Source organism: Planktothrix sp. (assembly GCF_046067725.1).
Lineage (GTDB): Bacteria > Cyanobacteriota > Cyanobacteriia > Cyanobacteriales > Microcoleaceae > Planktothrix.
The window spans coordinates 1-12,222 of record NZ_JBJUDF010000103.1; the positions used below are offsets into that span (position 1 = coordinate 1).

10 protein-coding genes are annotated in these 12,222 nt (G+C 37.6%); 7 read left to right on the forward strand and 3 right to left on the reverse strand.

The features are described 5' to 3' along the window. Positions 1-129: 129 nt before the first annotated feature. Complete coding sequence (locus ACKPEB_RS05795; protein WP_408963884.1) at positions 130-297, forward strand: hypothetical protein; 168 nt, start codon at positions 130-132, stop codon at positions 295-297. Between the two features lie 376 nt (positions 298-673). Continuing rightward, positions 674-1,705 (forward strand): DNA methyltransferase, encoded by a 1,032-nt coding sequence (locus tag ACKPEB_RS05800; protein WP_408963885.1) that lies wholly within the window; start codon positions 674-676, stop codon positions 1,703-1,705. Between the two features lie 5 nt (positions 1,706-1,710). On the opposite strand, the gene ACKPEB_RS05805 is transcribed toward ACKPEB_RS05800, so the two are convergent. The 3 genes from ACKPEB_RS05805 to ACKPEB_RS05815 all read right to left on the reverse strand — a co-directional run bounded on the left by ACKPEB_RS05805 (position 1,711) and on the right by ACKPEB_RS05815 (position 4,322). Beyond that, the gene (locus ACKPEB_RS05805; protein WP_408963886.1) at positions 1,711-2,706 is read right to left on the reverse strand and encodes a BstXI family restriction endonuclease; all 996 of its coding nucleotides are present in this window, start codon (positions 2,704-2,706) and stop codon (positions 1,711-1,713) included. Continuing rightward, the gene (locus ACKPEB_RS05810) at positions 2,699-2,950 is read right to left on the reverse strand and encodes a helix-turn-helix domain-containing protein (protein ID WP_083621079.1); all 252 of its coding nucleotides are present in this window, start codon (positions 2,948-2,950) and stop codon (positions 2,699-2,701) included. The genes ACKPEB_RS05805 and ACKPEB_RS05810 overlap by 8 nt, the downstream gene beginning before the upstream one ends. A 259-nt stretch (positions 2,951-3,209) precedes the next feature. Beyond that, positions 3,210-4,322 (reverse strand): AAA family ATPase, encoded by a 1,113-nt coding sequence (locus ACKPEB_RS05815; RefSeq protein WP_408963888.1) that lies wholly within the window; start codon positions 4,320-4,322, stop codon positions 3,210-3,212. 160 nt (positions 4,323-4,482) lie between these two features. Between ACKPEB_RS05815 and clpB the strand changes: the two genes are divergently transcribed. The 5 genes from clpB to iscB all read left to right on the forward strand — a co-directional run. After that, the gene (gene clpB, locus ACKPEB_RS05820) at positions 4,483-7,335 is read left to right on the forward strand and encodes an ATP-dependent chaperone ClpB (protein ID WP_408963889.1); all 2,853 of its coding nucleotides are present in this window, start codon (positions 4,483-4,485) and stop codon (positions 7,333-7,335) included. A gap of 24 nt (positions 7,336-7,359) precedes the next feature. Next, positions 7,360-7,779, forward strand: coding sequence for a HEPN domain-containing protein (locus ACKPEB_RS05825; RefSeq protein ID WP_408963890.1), 420 nt, complete (start codon positions 7,360-7,362; stop codon positions 7,777-7,779). After that, a complete protein-coding gene (locus ACKPEB_RS05830; RefSeq protein WP_408963891.1) occupies positions 7,776-10,412 on the forward strand; it encodes a P-loop ATPase, Sll1717 family in 2,637 nt (878 codons plus the stop codon). The genes ACKPEB_RS05825 and ACKPEB_RS05830 overlap by 4 nt, the downstream gene beginning before the upstream one ends. A gap of 52 nt (positions 10,413-10,464) precedes the next feature. Continuing rightward, on the forward strand, positions 10,465-11,424 hold the full coding sequence (gene hpsE / locus ACKPEB_RS05835) for a hormogonium polysaccharide biosynthesis glycosyltransferase HpsE (RefSeq protein WP_408963893.1): 960 nt from the start codon (positions 10,465-10,467) through the stop codon (positions 11,422-11,424). Between the two features lie 244 nt (positions 11,425-11,668). Then, positions 11,669-12,222, forward strand: a 554-nt coding sequence (gene iscB / locus ACKPEB_RS05840; RefSeq protein WP_408963894.1) for an RNA-guided endonuclease IscB, incomplete at its 3' end; no start/stop codon positions are given.

A 12,222-nucleotide genomic window follows, 5' to 3' on the forward strand; every position in this document is an offset into this window, starting at 1 on the left:
GGAAGCCGTTGCAAAAGTTATGGGGTTTTAATGGGTTTATAGAGGGGTTGCATTCAACGTCTCTACTCAGTGTTTTATCCTTTCATTGTTGATAATCTCCCGCTAAACTATAGCTTGGCGGGAGATTTTTTGTTTATAAACCTTACTGTTGGGGGTATTGCTACAGCCAGCACTCGAATTTATGTTCTTCCTGAAGCTGGCATTCCGATTTCTCAAGCAGAAACCCTAGCGGTTGTTCAAGGGGTACTCCCAGGAGCCTTCAATGAATTAGATTTTGTGGTTGAGGCTCCGATTTAAGAAATGAGAGTGTGTATCTAGCGCCAACCGGATACACACCTCTGACACTCAATTGTACTGAGCTAATTTCCCATTCGTTTTGTTGATTTCCTGATGTCTCTACCGAAAGGGACAGTCGGAACTTCTCAATCCTTTAAAATCCCAATTCCCCTCGGTACAGATGTTTTATACTATATCTTGATCGAGGGGATCTAATTTTAAATTAGAATATCATGTCAACCCATTGAAGGAAAAAATTATGATTAATGAACTATCGTAACAGGATTTTAAAGTTTATAAGAAAAAATTTTTAAAAGAGTTGATAAAAATATAGGAATTTGTTTTATTATTATTTATAATCAATAGTTTTGACCATTTATTTAGTTGAGTTATACGGATGACTATTTACTTCAAAACACCAGAAATCACTTTATACCAAGGAGACAGTTTAGAAGTATTACCATTACTTCCTGAAGAATCAGTAAATCTGATTGTTACCGATCCTCCTTACCACTCAACCAAAAAAGCTAATATCACTGGCGACAGAAATTTTAAGACAGATGAAGAATATCTAGCTTGGTTAGACTCAATAACTGAACAATGGCAGCGAATATTAGCTCCCAATGGTTCTATTTATTGTTTTACTTCTTCTAAAATGGCAGCCCAAGTAGAGGTAATGTTGAGCAAAAAATTCAATATTTTAGCTTCAATCACTTGGACTAAACCTAATGATCCAGGTTATGATGGATGGAAACAAAAAACAAAAAAAGAAAGTTTGCGAAGTTGGTATTTACACTCAGAACGGATTATTTTTGCTGAAGCAACTTCTAAAGAAAACCCAAAACTATCAGCATTTAGCTTTTTATTAAAAAAGACTCGTTTAGCAACAGGATTATCTACAATTGAACTCACAGAGGCTATAGGAGAATACGGTAGTGTTAATCATGGTGGTGCTGTATCAAATTGGGAAACAGGTAGGAATATTCCTAATCGTGAACAATATGAAAAACTAAAATCTGTGTTTTCTAAATATGCTCCTGAAGTTTCACAACTCCCTGATTATGAAAAAATTATTAGACCTTTCTTTGTTAATTCTGATATTCTTTATACAGATATTTGGGATTTTAAAACGGTTAAACCTTATACCGGTAAGCACCCTGCTGAAAAACCTTTAGATCTAATCAAACATATTATTAATACAAGCTCTTATCCTAATGATATCATTTTGGATTGTTTTGCGGGTTCTGGTGTAGTTGGTCAAGCTGCTAAAATTCTTGGCAGAAAAGCAATCTTGGTAGAAATTGAAGAAAATTTGTGTGAAAAGATATCCCAAAGATGTTCCACCTCTGCTCATGAATTACCAAAAGCGCAGCCTAAAAATTTTGACTGGAAACAAGAACCCTTATTTCAATCCTTACTTAAAAGCTAGTAAAGTTAATTCTCCATTAATTCAATTGTTCTTCCATTATTACGGAGAATTTCTTCCATCCATGATAGTGTTCGTTCAATTCCCCAATCTCTTGCGGCTGCATTGCAATGATGATGGCCCCAACCCAAATTATAAGAACAATGGTTGTATTCTCCTGCTCTCAGTTCTCTAATATGAAATAAATTTGCTGTAGTTACCGTTAAATCTGGAACATTTCTGCCTTCCGCTTGTTCGACGCGAGAAGCTAGTTCTTGAGCTAAAATAGGCTTTAAACATAATGGACAAATAGCACGTTTTTGGCTATCTATTATTCTATTTTTTTCAAGAAGTTGTAAGTCAGCAATACCGAGATCCTCGCACTCCTTGTCTATTTTCTGTTTGCATTCATCAGGATTTTCTATTCCTTCATCGCGAGCTATATCCATAATTCCTTCAGTTCGCCATGCCAGAAAAGATAATTGATATCTTGTGGCTTTTATTTCTTCAGATGAAGCATATTCATAGACTCTAATTCCTGCACCTTGACCACCGCTATTACTATCTATGTATCCTTGTCTGATTAAGGAATCGTCTTTACTGGTAGTATTGGGTACACGAGCTACATATTGCCCTCCTAATGGTGATTTCCTTGATGTTGCTGACTGCCAATCTTTATATTGACTTGGATTATATGAGTTCCATTGTAGTCTAGTTTCATAATAGACTAATAAATTCTCTCCTATAGTCAAATCCTTGGGTAAACTGCGACTGGCTGATGGTGGAGTATCAGAAAAGTATTCTTCTGGATGAGCTATAACAATATAACCGTTCTCAAATCCTTTATCTGGGGCAATTCCTAGTTTCCATGAACTAAGAGGGATTATAACTGTATTATTTCGGTTAACACGATTCTGATAAATTGTATCCTGTTCTGCACCTCTAGTTTGACCAGTCTTCTCTACTTTTCTTGCAATTGCAGGAGGTAAGCCTAATTTATAGCTGATCTTACTTTTTTTAGACATAATCGCCCCTATCTACCCCATAGTTAGCAAAAAGAGCAGAAACAGATATATTAAGCGCGTCGGCCAATTTTTCAATATTTTCTAAGGATGGGTTGCGCTCACCTCTTTCAATACTGGAAATATACGTACGGTGAAGACCCGACAGTTCAGATAATTTCTCTTGAGAAATATCTAACTCTCTTCTACGTCGCCTGATTGCTTTACCAAAGCGCGTTTTAATATCCTTTTGATTTTGTTGCTCCAAAATTTAATTATTTCAGACTTAAATAATTTGATCTACAGACTATATATAAACTTTTGAATAGTATAAGTCTACATTAAATAAGTTTCAAAATGAATACTATAAGTATCAATTTAGGCGAACCTAGAAACAAGGAATCCCTATTTCCTTGGATAGAAACGTTGTATATCATATCTTTACTGAGGCGATATAATTTTTAATTAGGATATCATTTCAACCCATTGAAGGAAAAAATAAGTTTTGACGGATGACCTCATCCGGTTTAACTCAGTTCGATATCTCCACAAATCAAGGTATTAATTAAGTCCCCTGTAAAAGTTATATCACTGAGTAATCTAATTAAAGTTGGCTCTAAATGGCTTTTGCGATCCAGTAGAAAAGTATTTTCATCCGAAAATTTTCGGATTGCTTCTACATTATGAGAAGTCACTAAAATTTGTCCATTATTGTTAAATGAGCGTCGTAATGATAGGACAAAATGCCCAACTTCTGATAAAGAAAGATAGTTATCAGGCTCGTCCCAGAAGCAAAAAAGGGGGCCATAGAATTTATTAGCAGCTAAAACGAAAGCACAAATGAAAAAGCATTTTTCGCCATCAGATAAATCTTGAAAATCAACACTGAGATTCGCATTATTGGCTTCAAATCGGACAATCATGCTTTTGGAATCTTTGCCAATCTGTTCATTTAAAAAATCCTGAATGTCAGGAATAACTTCTCGGAGATATTTGTCAACTTGCGTGTAAGCTGCTGGATAGCGACTCAGTAATCCAGAGAACCACTCTCCAAAGTTTGAACCGTCTCGTTTTGGCTCCAAGGTTTCACCGTCGGAATCCCCTGTCATTAGGCTGGGAATGGGAGCTAAAATCATCATTCGAGCCAGCCAAGTCTTGAAAATCCGAAGGGGATCTGTCTCGGATTGCTCTTGAATAATAGGAAGGGCAACTAAATGCCAATCTACTAGAAATTGAGCCTCAGAATTTCGCCAACTGGTGTGAAGGGTGACTTGAGCCTGAGTTCGAGAATAAATAGGCTCTCCTGTCACTAATAGTTGTTCTTCAAAAACTCGAAGTTCTCTAAAATTTTCCGGTAACTCAAAAGCTAAAATATATTGATATAATTTTTCCTGAAGTAATACTTCTATTTCCAAGCGAATTGGCACATCAAAGCGACCACGAGCAAAATCCTTGGGTTTAACTAAATCACGAACTCTATTCGTTCCTCGACCAATAGATTGAAAGATTTGTAATACATCAGAAATGGTTGATTTACCCACTCCATTTTTACCAATTAATAAAGCCGATGACAGATCCTTTAAGCTCAGTTCAAAATTTTCTAAGCATCTAAAATTATGGATATATAGCCTTTGGATCATTTTAAAATTACCCCACCGGATCTACGAAAGTTTTCATGCTATGGACGTGATCGCCTTTTCTCCATCATCCTACATTGATTAACAGATTGTACCCACATATAGTTACAATGGGGTCAGTATATTGATGATTATTTTTACCCTTTATTGATAAGCAGCAACGATGCAACCAACCGATCCAAGTAAATTTACAGATAAAGCCTGGGAAGCCGTTGTTAAGTCCCAGGATGTAGCGCGTCGTTTTCAAAATCAGAATTTAGAAGTCGAACACCTGCTGATCGCCCTACTTGAACAAAATGGACTCGCCACCAGTCTCCTGAGTCGGGCGGGAGTGGATACGGATATTTTAGGCCAACAGTTAGACGCCTTTACCAAACGTCAACCCAAAGTTGGACGTATTGAACATTTATATTTAGGACAAAGCCTCGATATCCTCTTAGATAAGGCGGAAGAAGCTCGTCAAGCTTTACAAGATGGATTTATCTCCGTAGAACATTTAATCCTCGCCTTCTCCGAAGATGATCGCATTGGCCGTAAACTCTTAGCCGGAGAACAACCGACTACCCAACGCCCCGGACGTCCAGGGTATGACCGCCCCAGTCGCCCTCCTTCCATCCGTCCCAAACTGGAAGAAGCCATTAAAGCCATTCGGGGAAATGCTAAAGTAGAAACCCAAAGCCCAGAAACCAGTTATGAAGCGTTAAAAAAATATGGGAAAGATTTAACAGAACTCGCTAAAGCCGGAAAACTTGATCCGGTTATTGGGCGCGATGAAGAAGTGCGTCGGGTGGTGAGTTGTTTATCGAGAAGAACTAAAAATAACCCGGTTTTAATTGGTGAACCTGGGGTGGGAAAAACCGCAATTGCAGAAGGTTTAGCTCAACGAATTGTTAACGGAGATGTACCCGAATCATTAAAAAATCGTCAGTTAATTTCCCTGGATATGGGCAGTTTAATTGCGGGAGCAAAATATCGAGGAGAATTTGAAGAAAGACTGCGATCGGTATTAAGAGAAGTCACCCATTCTGAAGGACAAATTGTATTATTTATTGATGAATTACATACGGTTGTCGGTGCAGGTTCGGGAAGCGGTTCATCGGGAATGGATGCTAGTAATTTACTGAAACCGATGTTAGCACGGGGAGAATTGCGTTGTATTGGGGCTTCAACCGTTGATGAATATCGCAAACATATTGAAAAAGATCCGGCTTTAGAACGACGGTTTCAACAAGTTTATGTCGATCAACCTTCTCCTGAAGATACCATATCGATTTTAAGGGGATTAAAAGACCGTTATGAACGCCATCATGGGGTGAAAATTACTGATAGCGCGTTAGTGGCGGCGGCAATGTTATCGAGTCGATATATTAGCGATCGCTTTTTACCGGATAAAGCCATTGATGTGGTTGATGAAGCCGCAGCCCAATTAAAGATGGAAATTACCTCAAAACCCGTTGAATTAGAACAAATTGATCGGCGGGTGATGCAGTTAGAAATGGAGAAATTATCCATCGAAGGAGAAAATTTAAGCAATGGAGAAAGCAAGCGGAGAAATGATGGAGGAGTTGCCATTCGTTTAGACCGAATTAAAGAAGAAATTGAAACCTTAAAAACCAAACAAGAAAAACTCGCTTCTCAATGGCAAGGCGAAAAACAACTATTAGATAGTATTAATAAACTGAAGGAAGAAGAAGAACAATTACGAGTTCAAATTGAACAAGCCGAACGAGCTTATGATCTGAATAAAGCCGCACAATTAAAATATGGTCAATTAGAAATTTTACATCAAGAACGAGAAGCCAAAGAAGCGGAATTAGTTAAGTTACAATCTCAGGGTTCTTCCATGTTGCGCGAGGAGGTCACAGAAGCCGATATCGCCGCGATTATTGCGAAATGGACGGGGATACCAGTTAACCGTTTATTGGAGTCAGAACGGCAAAAATTACTGCGCTTAGAGAGTCATTTACATCAACGGGTGATCGGACAACAGGAAGCGGTATCCGCCGTAGCCGCCGCCATTCGACGGGCACGGGCGGGAATGAAAGATCCGGGGCGTCCCATTGGGTCTTTCCTGTTTATGGGGCCAACGGGGGTGGGAAAAACCGAGTTAGCTAAAGCGTTAGCAGAGTTTTTATTTGATAGCGAGGAGTCTATTATTCGGATTGATATGTCTGAATACATGGAAAAACACGCCGTTTCTCGGTTAGTGGGGGCACCTCCGGGGTATGTGGGTTATGACGAAGGCGGTCAACTATCCGAAGCGGTGCGACGTCATCCCTATTCGGTGATTTTATTTGATGAAGTGGAAAAAGCCCATCCTGATGTTTTTAATATTTTATTACAGGTATTAGATGATGGCAGAATTACCGACTCCCAAGGAAGAACTATTGATTTTAGAAATACCGTAATTGTGATGACCAGTAATATTGGAGGTGAACATATTTTAGATGTGGCGGGAGATGAATCTCGTTATGAGGAAATGGTAAAGCGGGTAATGGGAGCATTGCGATCGCATTTTCGCCCCGAATTTTTAAATCGGGTGGATGATACAATTCTATTCCATCCGTTAAGTAAAGGGGAATTACGCCATATTGTTGCCATTCAAGTCAAACGCATTCAACGGTTATTATCGGATCAGAAAATATCCATTGAATTATCACCTGCAACCTTAGATTATTTAGCAGATATTGGTTATGATCCAGTCTATGGAGCGAGACCATTAAAACGAGCGATTCAGAGGGAATTAGAAAATCATATTGCGAATTTATTATTACAACAAGAATTTATCACGGGCGATACAATTTATGTAGATTGTGACCATGAAAAATTAGTCTTTAATCATCAACCTTTAACCCCTAAAAAGCCAGAAGAACCGTTAATCATGAATGTTCAACCTATGCGGAAAAAGACCAAACTTGATCCCTTAGAAATAGATGTTCAACCTGTGATTTTAAGCACGTCTAAAAGTCCAGAAGGGGATGATATTATCACCGTTGAAGCCGTGAAGGATGAGTAAAAACCTTTGTATTATCCAGTTTAAATGAGTCCAAATACCCCTCAAGATTGGTTAAATCTTGCCCGAGAACGTGCGGCGGATGCCGATGCTATTTACAAACAGCGACCTGATTCTATTGCTGTTGTTTATATGGCGGGTTATGCGATAGAATGTAGCCTCAAGGCTTTATTACAAAAACAGGGTATTCCTTTTCCCCAAAGTGGTCGAGAGGGACACAATCTTAAGGGGTTATGGCAATCTTGTCGTTTAAGCTTATCTGATTTAAAAGATCAGAAAGGGTGTAAAACCTTTTTTATCGAAAATTGGAATACCGATTTACGCTATGAAATTAGTCTTCAAGTGGCATCAGGATTAAAAATAGAAGAACTTTTAAATGGGGCAAAAGAATTAGCAGGATGGATACAAACTCAAACAAAACGCTCTAAACCCAGGAGAGAATTATGAATCAGGTAGAAATCAAAGAAAAAATTCGAGATAATCTGATTAATGCTAATCTTAATTGGGAAGATTTACGAGTTCAACCTGATCCATTTAGGGGTTGGCGAATAGCCATTATTTCCTCAGATTTTGCAAACCAATCTTATGATAAACGCAAACAAATTGTTCTGCAAGGTTTAGAAAATTTAACAATAGAATGGCTTGATTTATTAACTCCCCAAGAGCGCGAATGGTCAGGAAACTTACCCATAGATTCTAATTTAGAGAATCTTCCGTTTTGGCCAGAAGCTTTAGCTAGAAGTGCAGAAATTCCTGAAAATATTGTTTTTGCTTCTGATTTAGATGATGATTTAGAACGACCAATTATTGCTACTTTTTATTCTTTAAGAGGAGGAGTGGGACGGTCAACTGCATTAGCTTATACCGCTAGAATTTTAGCAAAAAGGGGGCAAACCGTTTTATGTTTAGATATGGATTTAGAAGCCCCAGGATTAACTACATTATTTGGGAAAGAAAAAGAACTTCGAGAAGAACAAGGGTTATTATCCATTTTAGTTGACCTTGATCAAGGAATACAACCCAATATTCAAGACCATATTATTAGAATCTCAGAAACCGAAGAACTTTATTGTCTTCCAGCCGGTTTACCCAATGCCAATTATGCTCGATTATTAAATTTAATTAATACGGAAGCCTGGTATCGGGAAGAAACAAATCCACTTCGGAATTTAATCAATTTATTAAATACAGATTTATCTTTTAAACCCGATGTAATTTTATTAGATGCTAGAACAGGATTATCCTCTTTTAATGCACCGCTCTTATTTGATTTAGCTGATTTAGCGATTATTGTATTTTTTCCCCATCCTCAATCAGAAATCGGGACAAAGGCTTTAGTTAGAGCATTATTAGCCTCAAAAACTAAACGAGATATTGAAAAAAAATTAACACCTGAACCTCGGTTTTTAGTGTCACCGATTCCGATGAGTAAAGCTCCTGAAGTCATTGAAAGATATCAAAATCGATCATTAGACTGGATTAACGATTGGTTATCAGAATGTAATCAGAAACGCACAGAAGGAGAACAAATGATTGCTTCTGAAATCACTCAGTTTATCCCATATCGAGAAGCGATCGCAACCTCCGATCAAACCTTATTAGATCGAGAAATTTGGCAGGATTTTGAATCGGTTGCTGATTGGTTAGAACGATTTATTCCAACTCGCAACGAACAACGAAACGAACAACGATTATTAGAAAAAGACATCAATATTGCTGAATCTAAACCTTCTATTCTGAGCGAGTTAAACTTTTCAGTAGGAATGGCTGAAAACCAAGCCGATTTTTTAGAAAATTTTGTCGCAACGGAATTAGTCAACCGCGCTTTAGAACCTAAAACCCCCTTAGTATTGGGTCGAAAAGGAACAGGAAAAACCGCAATCTTTAGACGAATTGAAGAAGGAACCCAAAGACCGTCTATTGTGGTGATGTCACCCAGTCCGTTAAAAAAAAATAATTTTTGGGTCATGAGTCCTGATGGGTTTAAAGAAATTGAAAAAACGTTAACAGAAACTCAAGGAACTTGGAGAGAATTTTGGATTTTGCAAACCAGTTTAGCTTGCTATTTATCGAATTCTGAACAAACAGAAATTATATCTGATCCGGCTTTATCTAATTTAATCCCAGAAACATTAACGAGTGAATTAGAAGCCATTTGCTGTTTACAAAAAATGCTAAGGGTGAGTGGAATAGGAATTTTAGCTAGAAATTGGTTAGAACGCTTGGATCGAGCAACGAACCGAGAAACCATTTTACTTTATGATGGCTTAGATACTGGATTTGGTAATAGTGAGTTAGATCGCAATCGTCGTAAAAAAGCCATTGAAGGGTTATTATCGTTAATGATTGATATCAGTGATAACCTCAATGCTTTAAGGTTTAAAGTGTTATTACGAGATGATATTTGGAGAAAATTAGCTTTTGAAAATAAAAGTCATTTCTATGGAAGGATGGTGACATTAACGTGGGAAGACCAAGCAGATTTCTTTAAAATTGTCATTAAGCAAGCCCTTCGTTTTCCAACCTTTCAACAGTTAACCGCATCTATTTTAAATCAACAAATTTTGGATAATTATGATTATTGGATGGAGACTCAAGTTTTTGAAGTTTGGAATCTTTTAGTTGGCGATCGCATGAGAGGCGGAAAATCAACCTTTACTCGAACTTGGGTTTGGAAACGATTAGCCGATGGAAGTGATAACCGAAATCCTCGTGCTTTATTACAACTATTTTTTAATGCTAAGACATGGGAAGAAAAAGAACAAAAACGCAATCCTTATGAAAAAACCATTATTCGTCCGAGAGCTTTAATTTCATCTTTAGAAAAAGTCTCTCAACAAGCTTTAGATGCACTAATTCAAGAAGAATTTCCTGAGTTAGAACCTTTAATTGCTTGTTTAAAAAAACTGGGTAGATCTCCTATTAATTCAGATGAAATTCCAGATGATGAAGCTTTAAAATTAGCGATTGAAGTAGGTTTACTTTCTGTTTATGACGAACCGAAAGCAGGTATTTTAAGATATAAAGTCCCTGATTTATATCTTTATGGGATGGGAATGACTCGTAAAGGACAAGCCTAAGCTCAAATTTAAGCTATACTAAGAACCAACAACCTTAACCTTGATCAATCCTATGGTTGATATCACTGTTGCAATTCCCACCTATAATGGGGCGACTCGTTTACCTGCGGTTTTAGATCAATTGCGATCGCAAACTGGAACAGAACAGATCAACTGGGAAATTTTAATTGTTGATAATAATAGTACCGATAATACAGCAAAATTAATTAAACATTACCAACAAAATTGGTTAGAAACTGTTCCTTTAAAATATTATTTAGAAACCCAACAAGGAGCCGCATTTGCTCGAAAAAAAGCGGTTAAAGAGTCAACGGCGAGTTTAATTGCGTTCTTAGATGATGATACCATTCCGGCTTTAGATTGGGTGAAACAAGCTGATCAATTTGCTAAAGAACACCCCCACGCGGGAGCTTTTGGAAGTCAAATTCATGGTGTTTATGAAATCGAACCTCCCCCTAATTTTGAGCGAATTAAAGCTTTTTTAGCAATTACTGAACGAGGGGATCAGCCCTTATTATATTCTCCTAAAAGTAAACTTTTACCACCATCAGCAGGATTAGTGGTTCGACGAGATGCTTGGCTGAACTGTGTTCCTGATCATTGTATTCTCACCGGAAGAGTTCAAGGCTCAATGTTAACTTCTGAAGACTTAGAAGTATTATCTTATATTCAACAATCAAAGTGGGAAATTTGGTATAATCCGGGCATGGAAATTAATCATCAGATTCCTAAAAATCGGTTAGAAAAAGATTATTTAATTTCTTTAATCCGGGGTATAGGTTTCAGCCGTTATGTGACTAGAATGATTGGTGTTCAACCCATGATGAAGCCAATTTTAATCGTAGCCTATCTTATTAATGATTTACGAAAAATACTCCTGCATTTACTCAAATATGGGAATCAAATCAGAACAGATTTAGTACCCATTGTTGAATTAGAACTGTTAACCAGTAGCTTGCTCAGTCCGTTTTATTTGTGGAAAAATGGATATTTAAACAAAAAAACACAATGAGCAATTGTCAGCACCCCGCACTGAAGTGACGCGGCTTCATGCCTCTAGCTTCAATTAGTTGACCAGCCTAAGTCTTAACTGACTACGTTATCTGAGTCAAGATACCCACGAATGCGACGCTAGTTTGTGGCTCTATCGTTAACCATTAAACAGTTTTACGAGGGGTAAGACAGTGTGGTTAATTTAAAAAGCTCAGATAACATTGGCGAAGCGAACTTTACGAGCAATCAGTAGAGACAAAACCATGTCTAAGCAAAATTACGTTCTCGTTCTTGATCAACATAAAAAACCTTTATCTCCTTGCCGTCCAGTAACAGCAAGGAAGTTGCTTAAAGCTAAAAAAGCAGCAGTGTTTCGATTATTTCCGTTCACAATTATATTGAGAAAGGTAATAGAAGAAACTCCAGAACCAATAACTATTAAATTAGATCCCGGATCTAAAACAACTGGCATCGCTTTGATTCAAGGCGAAAAAGTAGTTTGGGGTGCAGAATTAACCCATCGAGGACAAAAGATTAAAGCAAGCCTTGAGTCTCGTTCCTTACTACGTCGAGACAGAAGAAATCGTAAAACCCGATATCGCCAACCTCGATTTTTAAATCGTACCCGACAAAAAGGATGGTTAGCTCCTAGTCTTCAACATCGAGTTGAAACTACCCTAACTTGGGTAAGAAAACTAATCAAACTCACCCCAATTAATTCCATTGTTCAAGAATTAGTCAGATTTGACTTACAAAAACTAGAGAATCCTGAAGTATCAGGGATTGAATACCAACAAGGACAACTTGCAGGGTATGA